Origin of the sequence: Chromobacterium vaccinii, assembly GCF_001855275.1 — a bacterium.
In the GTDB taxonomy this organism is placed as follows: Bacteria; Pseudomonadota; Gammaproteobacteria; order Burkholderiales; family Chromobacteriaceae; genus Chromobacterium; species Chromobacterium vaccinii.
Genome location: NZ_CP017707.1, coordinates 3,938,245 through 3,953,111, shown reverse-complemented (window position 1 = coordinate 3,953,111; position 14,867 = coordinate 3,938,245). Strand labels below are relative to the sequence as shown.

Here is a 14,867-nt window from a genome sequence, read left to right as displayed (position 1 = left end):
CCCTTAGTAGGAGCGGGCCTTCAACTTGATCGTGTCCACGGTCAGCGGCTTCATGTTCACCGGCTTGTACTGCAGGCGGTTGCCTTCGCGGAACCACAGCGTGTGCTTCAGCCAGTTGGTGTCGTCGCGGCCGTTCGGCGTTTCCGGCGTGTCCGGCGCGTCGTCGCGCACGTGGGCGCCGCGGCTTTCGGTGCGGGCGTTGGCCGAAACCATGGTGGCCTTGGCCACCTCGATCAGGTTCTCCAGCTCCAGCGCTTCGATGCGGGCGGTGTTGAACACCTTGGACTTGTCTCCGATCTCGGTCTTGGCCACCATGCCGGCCACTTCCAGTATCTTCTCCACGCCCTCGGCCAGCATGTCCTTGAAACGGAACACGCCGCAGTGGGCCTGCATCACGCGCTGCATCTCGGCGCGGGCGTCGTGCACCTGCACGCCATTGGTCTGGTTATCCAGGCGGGCGACGCGGGCGACCGAGCGCTCGACATCGGCCATCGCCAGCTGCGGCAGGTCTTCCGGCTGCTGCTTGACGAACTCGATGATCGAGTTGGCCGAGCTCTTGCCGAAGACCAGCAGGTCCAGCAGCGAGTTGGTGCCCAGGCGGTTGGCGCCGTGCACCGACGCGCACGCCACTTCGCCGGCGGCGTAGAAGCCGTGCACCGGCTGGCCGTCGATCACCACTTCGCCGTGGTAATTGGTGGGGATGCCGCCCATCTGGTAGTGGCAGGTCGGCACCACCGGGATCGGGGCCTTGATCGGGTCCACGCCGGCGAACTTGATCGAGATCTCGCGGATGCCCGGCAGCTTGGACATGATCACCTCGGGGTCGAGGTGGGTGATGTCCAGCAGCACGTGATCCTTGTTCGGGCCGCAGCCGCGGCCTTCGTTGATCTCGGACACCATCGCGCGCGACACCACGTCGCGCGAGGCCAGGTCCTTGGCGTTCGGCGCGTAGCGCTCCATGAAACGCTCGCCGGAGCTGTTGCGCAGAATGCCGCCTTCGCCGCGCACGCCTTCGGTGATCAGCACGCCCGCGCCGGCCACGCCGGTCGGGTGGAACTGCCAGAACTCCATGTCTTCCAGCGGGATGCCGGCGCGGGCGGCCATGCCCAGGCCGTCGCCGGTATTGATGAAGGCATTGGTGGACGAGGCGAAGATGCGGCCGGCGCCGCCAGTGGCGAACAGGGTGGCCTTGGCCTGGAACACCACGATTTCCGAGGTTTCCATTTCCATGGCGACAACGCCCTGCACGCGGCCTTCGGCATCGCGGATCAGGTCCAGCGCCATCCACTCCACGAAGAAGTGGGTGTTGGCGCGCACATTGCGCTGGTACAGCGCGTGCAGCATCGCGTGGCCGGTGCGGTCGGCGGCGGCGCAGGCGCGGCGGACCGGCTTGCCTTCGCCGAAGTCGGACATGTGGCCGCCGAACGGACGCTGGTAGATGGTGCCGTCCGGGTTGCGGTCAAACGGCATGCCGAAGTGTTCCAGCTCGACCACCACCTTCGGCGCCTCGCGGCACATGAATTCGATGGCGTCCTGGTCGCCCAGCCAGTCCGAACCCTTGACGGTGTCGTACATGTGCCAGTGCCAGTTGTCCGGCTCGGAGTTGCCGAGCGAGGCGGACACGCCGCCCTGGGCGGCTACGGTATGGGAACGGGTCGGGAACACCTTGGACAGCACGGCGGTCTTCAGACCAGCTTCCGACAGTTGCAGCGCGGCTCGCATGCCGGCGCCGCCGGCGCCCACGACTACCGCATCAAAATGACGAACAGCTACGCCCATTACAGCCCCCAGACCACTTTAACGGAATAGATGAAACAGGAAACCAGCCAGACGATGGTGAACACGTGCAGCGCCAGGCGGATGCCCACCGGCTTCACGTAGTCCATCCATACGTCGCGGATGCCCACCCATACGTGCAGGAACAGCGCCAACAAGGTCACCTGGGTGAACAGCTGGACCCAGGCGTGGCTGAACAAAGACTTCCAGCCTTCGTAGCCGGACGGCAGCGCCAGCATGAACAACGCCAGGGCCACGGTGTAAAGCACCATCACCACGGCGGTGACGCGCTGCATGATCCAATCGCGCAGGCCATAGCCGGCGCCGACGACGTGACGGTTTACCATAGAGCGATACCTCCCAGGACCACGGTCAGCACCAGGCTGACGACCAGCACGGTCTTGGCGGTGGCGCGGGCGGTCTCGAGTTCGAGACCTTTGTGAATGTCGAGAAACAGGAAACGGATGCCTGCGCAGAAGTGATGCAGGTAGGCCCAGATCAGGCCCAGCAAGGCCAGCTTCATCAGCGGGTGGGAGACTACCGCCTTGTAGGTGTCGAACGATTCGGCGGAGCTGAGCGAACCGTGCAGCAGATAGATCAACAGCGGGAGGGAAAAGAACAACGCCACACCACTGACCCGGTGCAGGATGGAGACGAAACCCGGAACGGGCAGTCTGATCCTGGCCAAGTCCAGATGCTTCGGTCTTTGCTTCTGCATAAGGCTTTCCTTGGATGTTTTGTGACCAAGTGGTTTACATGACGCCCGCCCACCGCGAGCGAAGCGCCTGGCGGACCCGTCCTTTTTACTGGGAGCGGTATCCGCCTTTACCTGGCATATTGCGTAATTCATTTGCAATATGCGCCGGGGATTCTAACAAAAGTTGGTCTATCCCGCTGGCCGCTCTCCGCTTAATCTGCGTCAAGGACAGCGGCGTTCAGCCGTGTTTCACTGTATAAGCCAGCTGGTGCGTCAGGCAGTAGCGCTGCCGCCACTCCAGCGGGCGGCCGTCCATGTCCGCCGACAGCCGCAGCAGGCACAGGGCCGGCACGTCGGCCACCATGCCGGTCACGCCCAGAAGCCCCGCCTCCTCGCGCGGCAGCATCTCGGCGCGGAACTGCTCGCACATCACCCTCACCCGCACGCCGAAGCGCTGCTGCAGCGTGGCGTACACGCCGGCCGAATTGCGCAGCCAGCGCGCGTCCATTCCGTCAAACGTTTCCGCCGGCAGCAGCGCGTCGTCCAGCGCCACCGGCGCGCCATGCCAGCGCCACAGCTGGCGAATTCTCAATAAAGGCGCAAGACGCCGCAATTGCAAAGCCTCGGCGATGTCCTCGCTGGCGTTCAGCCGGGACATGCCGAGAAATTCCCTGACCAGTTCGTCCGGCCGCTCGAAAAACAGGCCCGGCGTCAGCAACGAGGCCTCGCCCCAATCGCCCGGCACCGGTGCCGCATAAGTGCCCCTGCCCTGCTGGCGGTACAGCAAGCCCGCATCCACCAGCTCCGACAGCGCCTTCCTTATCGTGCCCTGGCTCGCGCCAAGCTCGTCGGCCAGCTCCCATTCGCTGGGCAGCGCGTCGTGCGCCTGCCATTCGCCGCCACTCATGCGCTGCATCAGCAGCTGTTTGACCTGCGCATAAAGCGGCTGTCTTTTCAGCGTATTGGCTGTCATGGTCTGTGTTTTAACACCAAACAATTCCAGCGTAAAGATAAGTCTTATATAAGACACAAGACTTAAACGATTGTTTAACGACATATTCTTGACAGATAACCCAAATCGATAAACAGCCGTGATACACTCCTGGCCACATCTATACTGCAGAGCATCATCTGCAGCTCATTATCGGATACATCAAAGGAGAGTCCGCCAATGAAAGCCCCCGTTCGCGTTGCCGTTACCGGCGCTGCCGGCCAGATCGGCTACAGCCTGCTGTTCCGCATTGCCAGTGGTGAAATGCTGGGCAAGGATCAACCGGTCATTCTTCACCTGCTGGACCTGCCGCAGGCTCAAACCGCGCTGAAGGGCGTGATGATGGAGCTGGAAGACTGCGCCTTCCCGCTGTTGGCCGGCATGGTAGCCACCGACGACCCGAACGTGGCCTTCAAGGATGTGAAAGTCGCCCTGCTGGTCGGCGCCCGCCCGCGCAGCAAGGGCATGGAGCGCAAGGACCTGCTGGAAGCCAACGGCGCCATCTTCACCGTGCAGGGCAAGGCGCTGAACGACCACGCCGCCCGCGACGTCAAGGTGCTGGTGGTGGGCAACCCGGCCAACACCAACGCCTGGATCGCGATGAAGTCGGCTCCGGATCTGGATCCGAAAAACTTCACCGCCATGTTGCGTCTTGACCACAATCGCGCGCTGTCGCAAATCGCCGCCAAGACCGGCAAGCCGGTGGCCGCGATCGAGAAGCTGGCAGTGTGGGGCAACCACTCGCCGACCATGTACGCCGACTACCGCTTCGCCACCATCGATGGCCAATCGGTCAAGACCCTGATCAACGACGACGTGTGGAACCGCGACGTGTTCCTGCCCACCGTGGGCAAGCGCGGCGCCGCCATCATCGAAGCGCGCGGCCTGTCCTCCGCCGCCTCCGCCGCCAACGCCGCCATCGACCACATCCACGACTGGGTGCTGGGCAGCAACGGCAAGTGGGTGACCATGGGCATTCCGTCCGACGGCTCCTACGGCATCCCGGAAGGCGTGATGTACGGCGTACCGGTTGTATGCGAAAATGGCGAATACAAACGTGTAGAAGGCCTGGAGATCGACGCGTTCAGCCGCGAGCGGATGGACCTGACCCTGGCCGAGCTGGAAGAAGAGCGCGCAGCCATCGCTCACCTGTTTGGCTGATTTTCCGGCCTGACCGAAGAGAAGCGCACCAAACGGTGCGCTTTTTGTCTTTGGTCAAACCGCGAAAATACATTTGAATTTACTAATACAGACTGCCATTTGGAGCGAAAGCATGATCGAAGTTGAAGTTTTGAACCAAATCGCGGCCAAAATCGAAGACCTGGCCGCCCGCGCCGCCGACATTCGGGGGTATCTTTGACTACGACGGTAAAAAAGACCGTCTGGAAGAAGTCAGCCGCCTGACCGAAGACCCGGATATCTGGAACGACCCCAAAAAGGCGCAGGATCTGGGCCGCGAGCGCAAACAGCTGGAAGACGTGGTGCTGGTGCTGGACAGCATCAACGCCACCATCGGCGACAGCCGCGAACTGTTCGACATGGGCAAGAGCGAGGAAGACGACGACACCATCCTCGCGGTGCAGGCCGATCTGGAAGAAGTGGAAGAGAAAGTGGCGAAGATGGAATTCCGCCGCATGTTCCACGACCCGATGGACCCCACCAACTGCTTCATCGACATCCAGGCCGGCGCCGGCGGCACCGAAGCCCAAGACTGGGCCGGCATGCTGCTGCGCATGTACACCCGCTACGCCGAACGCAAGGGCTTCAAGGTGGACGTGCTGGAACTGTCCGAAGGCGAAGTGGCCGGCGTCACCAGCGCCACGCTGAAGATCGAGGGCGAATACGCCTACGGCCTGCTGCGCACCGAAGTGGGCGTGCACCGCCTGGTGCGCGTGTCGCCGTTCGACTCCAACGCCCGCCGCCACACCTCGTTCTCGTCGGTGTTCGTGTATCCGGAAGTGGACGACAGCTTCGAGATCGACATCAACCCGGCGGACGTGCGCACCGACACCTACCGCGCCTCCGGCGCCGGCGGCCAGCACATCAACAAGACCGACTCCGCCGTGCGTCTGACCCACATCCCGACCAATATCGTGGTGCAGTGCCAGAACGACCGTTCGCAGCACCGCAACCGCGACGAGGCCTGGCAGATGCTGCGCGCCAAGCTGTACGAGCTGGAGCTGAAGAAGCGCAACGAAGCCAAGCAGGCGCTGGAAGACACCAAGACCGACGTGGGCTGGGGCCACCAGATCCGCTCCTACGTGTTCGACCAGTCCCGCATCAAGGATTTGCGCACCAGCTACGAAGTGGGCAACATCAAGGGCGTCATGGACGGCGACCTGGACGGCTTCATCGAAGCCAGCCTCAAGCACGGCGTCTAAGCCATATCGGGCCGGCCCCTCCGCGGGGCCGGCCTTCGCGTTGTAGTTTTAGTTAATTGCCGAAGGAACCCTACCCGGCACGGAGTCATCATGTCTGATCACGAACAAGCACAGGCGCAAAGCCAAGACGAAAACCAGATCATGGCGGAACGCCGCCTGAAACTGAAAGCGATCCGCGAAAAAGGCATCGCCTACCCCAACGACTTCAAACGCAGCCACTTCGCCAAACCGCTGCAGGACGACCACGCCGCCAAAGAAGCGGAAGCGCTGGAAGCCGAGAAAATCGAAGTCGCCGTCGCCGGCCGCATGATGCTTAAACGTGTGATGGGCAAAGCCAGCTTCGCCACCCTGCAGGACAGCAGCGGCCGCATCCAGGCCTTCATCTCCCGCGACAATGTGGGCGAAGACGTCTACGCCGACTTCAAGCGCTGGGACCTGGGCGACATCATCGCCGTCAAGGGCGTGCTGTTCAAGACCAAGACCGGCGAACTGACCGTGCAGGCGACCGAAGTGCGCATGCTGTCCAAGAACATCCGTCCGCTGCCGGAAAAATTCCACGGCATCAGCGATCAGGAAACCAAGTACCGCCAGCGCTACGCCGACCTGATCATGAGCGAGGAAAGCCGCGACACCTTCATCAAGCGCTCCAAGATCGTGCAGAAAGTGCGCGACGTGATGGTGAGCGAAGGCTACCTGGAAGTGGAAACCCCGATGATGCACCCGATTCCGGGCGGCGCATCGGCCAAGCCATTCACCACGCACCACAACGCCCTGGACATGCCGCTCTATCTGCGCATCGCGCCGGAGCTGTACCTGAAGCGCCTGGTGGTGGGCGGCCTGGAACGCGTGTTCGAGATCAACCGCAACTTCCGCAACGAGGGGATGAGCACGCGCCACAACCCCGAGTTCACCATGATCGAGTTCTACGAAGCGTACAGCGACTACCAGCGCATGATGGAGATGACCGAAACCATCATCCGCGAGTGCGCGCTGGTTTCCTGCGGTACGACCACCGTGAGCTATCAAGGCAAGGAAGTGGACCTGGGCAAGCCGTTCGACCGCTTCACCATCGTGGAAGCGATCAAGCACTACAACCCGCAATACACCGACGCTCAGCTGTCCGATTCCGCCTGGGTGGCCAGCGAGATCAAGCGCCTGGGCGGCAAGCTGCCCCCGGCCCCTGGCCTGGGCAGCCTGCAGCTGGCGCTGTTCGAAGAATGCGCCGAATCGCTGCTGTGGAACCCGACCTTCATCATCGACTACCCGGTGGAAGTCTCCCCGCTGGCGCGCGGCTCCGACACCCAGCCGGGCCTGACCGAGCGCTTCGAGCTGTTCATCGTGGGCCGCGAGCACGCCAACGGCTACTCGGAGTTGAACGATCCGGAAGACCAGGCTGCGCGCTTCCAGGCCCAAGTCGCCCAGAAGGATGCCGGCGACGACGAGGCGATGCACTACGACGCCGACTACATCCGCGCGATGGAATACGGCCTGCCGCCGACGGGCGGGTGTGGCATCGGCATCGACCGTTTGGTGATGTTGTTGACGGATGCGCCTTCTATTCGGGATGTGATCTTGTTCCCGCATATGCGTCCGGAGTAAGCTTTAGCGAGCTTACATTGGGCTAAAGAAAAAGCCGCTCACTGCAAGGTGGGCGGCTTTTTTATTAACCATCAAATATACCTCATCGTTAAAAGAAAGGATAAAGAATTGGGAACTAACCTTAAACATATAGCCAATATTATCAAAGCAAATAATGATAATAGCCTAGCAATATTTGTTGGCGCGGGAATATCAAAAAGTTCTGAAACAAAATCCATCAAGCTACCCAGCTGGCTTGATTTAATAACAGAGTTGAAAAAGGAACTTAATGACAGTGATGTGACCTCCTCCCGGCTAACCGAGCGGTCTAGTCTAGAGATTTCCGGCTTCAAGGTGAGCAAGTCTGAACTCGCTCGGGGTCTGGTCGCCCAGCGAACTGTGCGGCCTGAATTCATTGTAATCCTGCCGCCAACGCTCGATCTTTTCACGTGCGTCATCCAGCGATAAAAACCAATGCACATTCAGGCACTCATCCCGCAGACTGCCGTTAAATGACTCGATAAAGGCATTATCCGTGGGTTTCCCTGGTCGTGAGAAGTCCAGCGTGACGCCTTGCTCATAGGCCCACTGGTCCAGCGCCAGGGAAATAAACTCGCTGCCGTTGTCGACCTGAATTCGTTGCGGTGTCCCGCGCAAGGCTTGCACATGCTGCATCGTAGCAACCACGTCTGCGGCTTTCAGCGCGAAATCCACCGTGATCGCCAAGCTCTCCCGACTAAAATTATCCACCACAGTTAAGGCCCGGATTTTCTGGCCGTTGAACAACTGATCGGCGACGAAATCCATGCTCCAGCAGGCATTCAAACTGGAGACCGCCGGCCGAGCTTGCCGGTGCGCGGCCGCCACTCGCCGCTTGGGCCGTTTGCGCCGGAGGTTCAAACCCTCCTCGCAGTAGATCCGGTAGGTCTTCTTGTGATTGATCTGCCAGCCCTCACGCCGCAGCAGGACGTGGATGCGGCGCGCGCCATAACGAATACGCGTGGCGGCGATCTCGTGGATTCGCTGCCGCTCCGCACGATCGTCTCGAGGGTGAGGGCGATAAAAATAGGTAGCTTGCCGCAGTTGAATGACCGCGGTGGCGCGACGGATGCTGACGCGGTAGGCGTCGATCAGGAAGTTCGCCAGCTCGCGTTTGCGAGCCGGCCTCACAGCTTTTTTTGGATGACTTCCTGCAGCATCTGCTTGTCCAGGCTCAGGTCGGCGACCATGCGCTTGAGGCGGGCGTTCTCTTCTTCCAGTTGTTTCAGGCGGCGCAATTCGCTGACGCCCAGGCCGCCGTATTTCTTCTTCCAGTTGTAGAAGGTGGCTTCGGAGACGCCCATCTTGCGGCAGACCTCGGCGACGGTGGTGCCGGATTCCGCCTGGCGCAAGGCGAAGGCAATCTGTTCTTCGGTGAACTTCGATTTTTTCATGACAAATCTCCTGCCCGGATGGGCTTAAATTTGCCAGAAATCTCTACTTTTCGCCGCTACGTTTTTGCGGGAGGAGGTCACACCCGCGTGCAGTAAGCCCGGCGCCATAAAAACCAACAGCCAGCCCGCTTTGCGGACTGGCTGTTTTGATAATGTGATTAACTGTAATACGACAGGGAGGAACTTCAATTACTCCATCCCATTAGTCTGTAATTTCAAAATAAATCCAGACGAAAACTACAATAAATGATGTATAAACACTAAATAGCCTCCTCCAGCACCACCGCCAGAGGGGCAAGCTCCTCCACTAGATCCCCAAGCTCCTCCAAGAAGCGCCCCAGCCATGCCACCAAAGTACGCACCAACAGCTGCCCCTCCAGGGAAGGGGGACAAAGCGCCAAGCGCTCCACCTGCCAATGCACCCGCTCCCATTCCCGCACCACCAGCCCCAACAATTTGATTTGCGCACTCGCCTCGTGCGCCAGCAACTGTTTCTATTTCATCAATAGTCAATTCAATCATTTTTTCTCTTTGAAAAAAAACCAACCAATACAACTATTACTGTTGAGATGAACGTTTTAAAAACAACAAGCTTTACATCAACCTCGTCCCCTCCTGGCGAGTAATACCTTGCAACACCATAAAGCATTGCAGAAAAAGACAACCATACAAAACAAAATGAAAATAGTGCCATTGATAGTTTTTTCATCACCAGCCCTATAAATTAAAGGAAATCTCAAACATAATTCACGACACATTCGTATATTCAAGCATTAAATAGCCTCTGTGTTATTCAACAAAAACCTATCATGACAATAGGATTTCCGGCAAGTTATTTCACTCAACCCATACAATGCTTACGTTGCATGACTCATTGTTACAATATATACAGCCGAATTAATTACAAATATAAATGTGCGCTTTCACATCTTAAATTTCCAAAAAAAAACGATACTCAGCAAAGAGAGGCAACAATATGCCGACAGTTTAACAATGACAAAACATTAATGCTTGAGCGACACGCGCAGGGTCTTTCACTTTTATACAAAAATATAGAGTCGCCGGAGATCGAAGTGATCTTCCGCATCTACCACTACCTTTGGGCTTCCAGTCGGTGATCTGCCTCTTTACTTGCCCTCTTGCACATCGCGAAGTTGCTAACGCCGCTGGACAAGCGCATGGGCGAGTTGCAACGCTCCTCACCCGCGTGCGGTAAGCCCTGCTCCATGAGCCAACAGCCTGTCCGCTTCCCAGCGGCAGGCTGTTTTGATTTCGCTGTACGCCAAGGTGGTGCAATGCCCGGCGGGAAGATCGCTGCCTCTAATCGTTTCACGCCGAGTATTGCACCCTACGCCTCTGCGTCTATCCCTGCGCGGTGGGGCGGACGATGATTTCACCCACGTCGACATCCGCCGGCTGCTCGATGGCAAACGCAATCGCCCGCGCCACCGCTTCCGGCGCCATGGCGAATGCCTCCATGCTGGCGGTGATTTGCGCTTTGACAGCCTGGTTGGTCATCGACTCTGCGAAATGGGTCCGGGTGAAGCCGGGTGAAATCACCGTCACCCGCAGCTTGTCGCCAGCCTCCTGCCTCAAGCCTTCGGAGATCGCGCGCACGGCGGCCTTGCTTGCCGCATACACCGCCATATTCGGCGCGATGCGATGCGCGGCGGTGGAGGCGGTATTGATGAAGTGGCCGAAGCCCTGAGAACGAAACACCGGCAGCGCTGCATGAATGCCGTACAGCACGCCTTTGATGTTCACGTCCACCATGTCATCCCAATCGTCGATGCGCAATTCATCTAGCGGGGAGATCGGGCCGATGCCGGCGTTGTTGATCAATACGTCCAGCTTGCCGTAGCGCGCGCAAGCCAGTTCAACCAGCTGCGACACGTCCTGCCGCCGCCTGACGTCCGCGCATGCCCATGCGCAGCGCCCGCCCGCTTGCTCGATCCGTTCGGCCAGATGGCGGAGGCGATGTTCGCCGCGCGCGCCCAGCACGACTTTCGCTCCCCGCTCCGCCAACAGCAGCGCGGTTGCCGCGCCGATTCCGCTGCTCGCGCCGGTAATGGCCACGACCTTGTCTTTGATGGCCGACATGATGCTCTCCTTGTCTCGTATCCAGGAGCGTGCATGTTCGCCTGCCCATCCCGTTCAATCTATAATCAATCCAGCTAAATTATTTATTGATCGTACAAACTGATATGGACCCGCTCTCCGATGTCTTCCACCTGCTAAAAGTCGAAAGCGTGCTGTCGGCGCGGTTCGAGGCGCATGGCGCGTGGTCGCTGCGGTTTTCCGCTTATCAGCACATGAAGTTCGGCGGCGTGCTGGCTGGCGCTTTCTGGCTGTGGTTCGAGGACGGCGCTCCGCCGCTCAGGCTGAACCAGGGCGATTTTTACCTGCTGACCCAAGGGCAGGCCTATTGCACCGGCAGCGATCCCTCGCTCGCGCCTGCCGATGGCCGCACGGTGCTCGCCGCGAATCGTTGCGAGGATGGCATCGTGCGCTATGGCCAAGGCGGGGAGAGGGTCAGCGCGGCGGGCGGCCGTTTCGTTTTCGACTCGCACGCCAGCGGGCTCCTGCTGAAGTCGCTGCCGCCGCTGATCCATATTCCGGCCGCGTCGGAAACCGCGCCGACGCTGCGCGCCACGCTGGATCTGCTGCGCTTGGAAACGGAAACCTCCCGCCCCGGCGCATCGGTTGCCGCGGCCAGCCTGGCCAATCTGGTACTGGTGCAAGTGCTGCGCGCGCATCTGGCGTCCGGCGCGCATGCGCCGGGCTGGCTGGGCGCGCTGGCCGACCCAAGGATAGGCAAGGCCCTGGGCCTGATGCACGCGGATGTGGCCCGGCACTGGAAAGTGGATGAGCTTGCCGCGGCGGTGGCGATGTCGCGCACAGCGTTTTCCGAGCGGTTCCGCACGCGGGTGGGCATGACGCCCATCGACTACCTCACCCATTGGCGCATGGCCAAGGCCAAGGCCGCGCTGGAGGCGGGGCAAAGCATCGCAACCGTCGCCGAGAGCATAGGCTATGGCTCGGAAGCCGCGTTCCACTCCGCATTCAAGCGGATTGTCGGGCAAAGCCCGGGGCGCTATCGACGCCAGCCAAGCGCAGGGCCGGCCGACAAATCGCCGAGGCGAGACAAATAAACGGCGCCATTCCTGGCTGAACATGGCCTGATCGGAATGTGGCTGGCTGGGCCGCCCGCCAGCGCGGGCAGCCCAGCCACTCCAATCCACATGCTTCACACATTCATTCCAGGTGGATATAGTCTGCCGTATCACATCCCCTGCCACCACCGCTGGCTGCGGCATCGAACCAACCCAATCCATACGGAGATGAATGTGACGTCCAAATACACCGGGCAGTGCCTGTGCGGCGAAATCCATTATTCAGTCGATGTCGAGCCTCTGTTTGCCGGCAACTGCCACTGCAAGGACTGCCAGCGCAGCTCGGGCAGCGCCTATATACCGGCCATGCTGTTCCCGGAAAAAGAAGTCACTGTGTCTGGAACAGCCAAGTATTTCGAGACCACGGCCGACAGCGGCAATACGCATGGCAGAGGCTTCTGTCCGAACTGCGGCTCCCAGCTGTTCGCCAAGTTCGGCGGCTTTCCCGGCATGCTGGGCATCAAGGCGGGCACACTGAACGAAACCTCGCTTTACGCCCCCAAGCTGGATTTCCACGTGGCCAGCGCCGCGGCCTGGGACTTCATGAATCCCCAGCTTCCCAAGAAGCAAGGCCCGGCTCAAGGTTAGCGCATCACCAGGCATGGGGCGTATCCCTCTCTTGCCACTCGCCAGCCCCTGATCGCCGGCATCGCGATAAAAACAGGCCCTCCTGATCGCGGAGGGCCTGGCTTGGATTTCAGCCTGCTTGCGCAAGCCGAAACTCAAGATTCATCTACGCATCACGATGCCCTGGGCAGCTCGAAACCGGCGTGCCACTTGCCTTCGGAGTCTTGCCACGACACCAGGTAGACATTGCCCTGCGCGTCGGTGCCGACTACCTGCAGAAAATGGCTGTTGCCATTGCCGGTAGTCAGTTGCGAGAAGCTGCCGTTGTAGCCGGACGGTTGCGGCAGCGTCAGGCCGCCATGCCAGTTTCCGCCGCTGTCCTGCCACGAAACCAGGTAGGCCACGCCATTGCTGCCGATGCCGAACACTTGCAGGTAGTTGCTGTTGCCGATGCCGGTGACCAGCTTGGCGAAAGTGCCGTTGTAGCCGCTGGGCTTGGGCAGCGCGAAGCCGGGGTGCCAGTTGCCGCCGTTATCCTGCCAGGCGACCAGGTAGGCGTTGCCGTCGGTGCCGATGCCCAGCACTTGCAGGAAGTTGCTGTTGCCGACACCGGTGGCCAGCTGCGTGAAGGTGCCGCTGTAGCCGCTGGGCTTGGGAAGCGCGAAGCCCGGGCTCCACTGGCCCTGAGCGTTTTGCCAAGTCACCAGGTAAGCGTTGCCGTCATTGCCCACCCCCACGACTTGCAGGAAATGGTCGTTGCCGTTGCCGGTCGCCAGTTGCTGGAAACCGCCCGCGTAACCGCTGGGATTCGGCAGCGGCATGCCGGCATGCCAGTTGCCGCCATTGTCCTGCCAAGCCACCAGATACGGCGAGGATTCCACTCTGGCGCCGATCACCTGCAAGTAATTGCTGTTGCCGATCCCGGTCACCAGGGGACCGCCGCTGTAGCCGCTCGGCTTGGGAAGCGGCATGCCGCCGTGCCATTTGCCGCTGCCGTCCTGCCACGAAACCAGGTAGGGATTGCCATCCTCGCCCGCGCCCAGCACCTGCAGATAATTGCTGTTGCCGACGCCGGTGGCCAGTTGGAAGAAATGCCCTTTCGGATAGTCGGACGGAACCGGCAGCGCGAAACCCGCGTGCCAGTTGCCGCCGGAGTCTTGCCAGTCGGTCAGATAAGCGGTGTCCGTGATGTTGGAGAGTCCCAATACCTGAAGATAATTGCTGTTGCCGTTTCCAATAGCCAAACCATGAAATTGCGATGACATATTGCTCACTCCTTGAGTTGAAACATGCATGCGACCTGGCAGCTCAGGGCTCGACGGCCATGACCGAGCCCCGCCACTCTAGGCCGGAAAATAGTGCTCAACCCCATGCTTTAGAACTAAAAGGCAAGCAAACGCCATAATCCTGCGGTTTTCACTTAGCTGACCCAGCGCATCCATCGAAGAAAAAACAACATGCTGCGGCAGCGCATGGCTCTCCTTTTCCATGCCAAGCGGAGCGCCCATCCATTCAGGCTGTTAGGCGCGCGGAGCCCAAGCGCTGCGCGAGCATCCCGCACATGCCGCCAGTCGGCATGAGACATCGGACCAGCCCCGCGGGAAGCATCCGTGGCCGGATGGCCAGCCGGACACCCTGGTATCCACTCCGCTCCCCAGAGCTCGACGAGCGGTCGCGGGGGGGAATGGGCAAGCCTCACTCACGCATGAAAAACAGCCAGTCCGCCGAAGGGCGGGGCTGGCTGTTTTGCGCCGCCATCCATGGCGGCATGGCGCATCTTCAGACGGACTCAGCCTCCAGCTGATACGCCTGCATCACCTCCAGGCCATGCGCCAACGACTGCACCTGATCCCAGCAGCCCATGTTTTTGCCGCTTTCCATGGCTCGGCAAGCTTCCGCCATCAAATCGAAGCGCTCGGGGATCGGGTCGCCATAACGGATGTTGAGCGTCCTGACATCCATCGCCAACTTCAGGCTGCGGCTTTCTTCGCGGTTGATCCGGCCAGCTTTCAGCAGCGCGCAGATCGCGGCCCTGCCTTCAGCGACGGTGATATTGCCCAAATCGAGTTTGCCAGGCACAAGCGGCGCCTCCGCACGGGCATCCGCCCTCTTCAAGCCGGTGAAAACGGCGCGCACGCGCTCAAGAATGGGCACGCGCTCAACGGTTTGATGCGATGGCTGGATGGAAAAAATCGACATGGCGACACTCCTGAGCTTGGCTGCCCGGCGGAGCTTGCCGCTTTCATGCGGCAAGGAATTCACGCCAGGAAA

Annotated in this window: 14 protein-coding genes; 5 read left to right on the top strand and 9 right to left on the bottom strand. The window is 60.3% G+C overall.

What is annotated here, in order from left to right; genetic code table 11:
- Positions 1 to 3: 3 nt before the first annotated feature.
- The 4 genes from sdhA to BKX93_RS18385 form a co-directional block, all read right to left on the bottom strand.
- Positions 4 to 1,779, bottom strand: coding sequence for a succinate dehydrogenase flavoprotein subunit (gene sdhA / locus BKX93_RS18400; protein WP_046155356.1), 1,776 nt, complete (start codon positions 1,777 to 1,779; stop codon positions 4 to 6).
- Positions 1,779 to 2,123, bottom strand: coding sequence for a succinate dehydrogenase, hydrophobic membrane anchor protein (gene sdhD / locus BKX93_RS18395; RefSeq protein WP_046155357.1), 345 nt, complete (start codon positions 2,121 to 2,123; stop codon positions 1,779 to 1,781). The genes sdhA and sdhD overlap by 1 nt, the downstream gene beginning before the upstream one ends.
- The gene (sdhC, locus tag BKX93_RS18390) at positions 2,117 to 2,494 is read right to left on the bottom strand and encodes a succinate dehydrogenase, cytochrome b556 subunit (protein ID WP_070980809.1); all 378 of its coding nucleotides are present in this window, start codon (positions 2,492 to 2,494) and stop codon (positions 2,117 to 2,119) included. The genes sdhD and sdhC overlap by 7 nt, the downstream gene beginning before the upstream one ends.
- Positions 2,495 to 2,711: 217 nt before the next feature.
- Positions 2,712 to 3,446 (bottom strand): GntR family transcriptional regulator, encoded by a 735-nt coding sequence (locus BKX93_RS18385; RefSeq protein ID WP_046155358.1) that lies wholly within the window; start codon positions 3,444 to 3,446, stop codon positions 2,712 to 2,714.
- A 198-nt stretch (positions 3,447 to 3,644) separates the two neighbouring features.
- Here BKX93_RS18385 and BKX93_RS18380 point away from each other — a divergent pair, with 198 nt between their 5' ends.
- The 3 genes from BKX93_RS18380 (at position 3,645) to lysS (ending at position 7,444) form a co-directional block, all read left to right on the top strand.
- Positions 3,645 to 4,625: a malate dehydrogenase gene (locus BKX93_RS18380; RefSeq protein WP_046155359.1), complete on the top strand. Its 981-nt coding sequence runs from the start codon at positions 3,645 to 3,647 to the stop codon at positions 4,623 to 4,625.
- 112 nt (positions 4,626 to 4,737) lie between these two features.
- Positions 4,738 to 5,845 (top strand): peptide chain release factor 2 gene (prfB, locus tag BKX93_RS18375; RefSeq protein WP_104946273.1). Its coding sequence is split into 2 segments (ribosomal slippage): positions 4,738 to 4,821 and positions 4,823 to 5,845, totalling 1,107 coding nucleotides; the frame shifts between segments, so codons are not numbered across the junction.
- 90 nt (positions 5,846 to 5,935) lie between these two features.
- Positions 5,936 to 7,444: a lysine--tRNA ligase gene (gene lysS / locus BKX93_RS18370; protein ID WP_070980808.1), complete on the top strand. Its 1,509-nt coding sequence runs from the start codon at positions 5,936 to 5,938 to the stop codon at positions 7,442 to 7,444.
- A gap of 312 nt (positions 7,445 to 7,756) precedes the next feature.
- Here the strand turns inward: lysS and BKX93_RS18365 are convergent.
- The 3 genes from BKX93_RS18365 to BKX93_RS18350 form a co-directional block, all read right to left on the bottom strand.
- Positions 7,757 to 8,856, bottom strand: a protein-coding gene (locus BKX93_RS18365) for an IS3 family transposase (protein WP_145929247.1) whose coding sequence is annotated in 2 segments (ribosomal slippage) — positions 7,757 to 8,595 and positions 8,595 to 8,856 — 1,101 coding nt in all. Because the reading frame shifts where the segments join, the coding sequence is not laid out codon by codon here.
- Between the two features lie 514 nt (positions 8,857 to 9,370).
- Complete coding sequence (locus BKX93_RS24830) at positions 9,371 to 9,565, bottom strand: hypothetical protein (RefSeq protein WP_145929336.1); 195 nt, start codon at positions 9,563 to 9,565, stop codon at positions 9,371 to 9,373.
- A 653-nt stretch (positions 9,566 to 10,218) separates the two neighbouring features.
- Positions 10,219 to 10,956 (bottom strand): SDR family oxidoreductase, encoded by a 738-nt coding sequence (locus BKX93_RS18350; protein ID WP_070980805.1) that lies wholly within the window; start codon positions 10,954 to 10,956, stop codon positions 10,219 to 10,221.
- A gap of 104 nt (positions 10,957 to 11,060) precedes the next feature.
- Between BKX93_RS18350 and BKX93_RS18345 the strand changes: the two genes are divergently transcribed.
- Both BKX93_RS18345 and BKX93_RS18340 read left to right on the top strand, forming a co-directional pair.
- Complete coding sequence (locus BKX93_RS18345; protein WP_070980804.1) at positions 11,061 to 12,008, top strand: AraC family transcriptional regulator; 948 nt, start codon at positions 11,061 to 11,063, stop codon at positions 12,006 to 12,008.
- A 195-nt stretch (positions 12,009 to 12,203) separates the two neighbouring features.
- A complete protein-coding gene (locus tag BKX93_RS18340; protein WP_222103264.1) occupies positions 12,204 to 12,617 on the top strand; it encodes a GFA family protein in 414 nt (137 codons plus the stop codon).
- A 152-nt stretch (positions 12,618 to 12,769) separates the two neighbouring features.
- Here BKX93_RS18340 and BKX93_RS18335 read toward each other — a convergent pair whose 3' ends face one another.
- Entirely contained in the window at positions 12,770 to 13,861 is a 1,092-nt protein-coding gene (locus tag BKX93_RS18335; protein WP_144410138.1) for a CV39L family lectin, read from the bottom strand.
- A gap of 514 nt (positions 13,862 to 14,375) precedes the next feature.
- Complete coding sequence (locus BKX93_RS18330; protein ID WP_046155368.1) at positions 14,376 to 14,795, bottom strand: hypothetical protein; 420 nt, start codon at positions 14,793 to 14,795, stop codon at positions 14,376 to 14,378.
- Positions 14,796 to 14,867 lie beyond the last annotated feature (72 nt).

Bases quoted from the DNA above. Each gene is read 5' to 3' on its own strand.
- sdhA (WP_046155356.1), bottom strand. From the start codon at position 1,779: ATGGGCGTAGCTGTTCGTCATTTTGATGCGGTAGTCGTGGGCGCCGGC.
- sdhD (WP_046155357.1), bottom strand. From the start codon at position 2,123: ATGGTAAACCGTCACGTCGTCGGCGCCGGCTATGGCCTGCGCGATTGG.
- sdhC (WP_070980809.1), bottom strand. From the start codon at position 2,494: ATGCAGAAGCAAAGACCGAAGCATCTGGACTTGGCCAGGATCAGACTG.
- BKX93_RS18385 (WP_046155358.1), bottom strand. From the start codon at position 3,446: ATGACAGCCAATACGCTGAAAAGACAGCCGCTTTATGCGCAGGTCAAA.
- BKX93_RS18380 (WP_046155359.1), top strand. From the start codon at position 3,645: ATGAAAGCCCCCGTTCGCGTTGCCGTTACCGGCGCTGCCGGCCAGATC.
- lysS (WP_070980808.1), top strand. From the start codon at position 5,936: ATGTCTGATCACGAACAAGCACAGGCGCAAAGCCAAGACGAAAACCAG.
- BKX93_RS24830 (WP_145929336.1), bottom strand. From the start codon at position 9,565: ATGAAAAAACTATCAATGGCACTATTTTCATTTTGTTTTGTATGGTTG.
- BKX93_RS18350 (WP_070980805.1), bottom strand. From the start codon at position 10,956: ATGTCGGCCATCAAAGACAAGGTCGTGGCCATTACCGGCGCGAGCAGC.
- BKX93_RS18345 (WP_070980804.1), top strand. From the start codon at position 11,061: ATGGACCCGCTCTCCGATGTCTTCCACCTGCTAAAAGTCGAAAGCGTG.
- BKX93_RS18335 (WP_144410138.1), bottom strand. From the start codon at position 13,861: ATGTCATCGCAATTTCATGGTTTGGCTATTGGAAACGGCAACAGCAAT.
- BKX93_RS18330 (WP_046155368.1), bottom strand. From the start codon at position 14,795: ATGTCGATTTTTTCCATCCAGCCATCGCATCAAACCGTTGAGCGCGTG.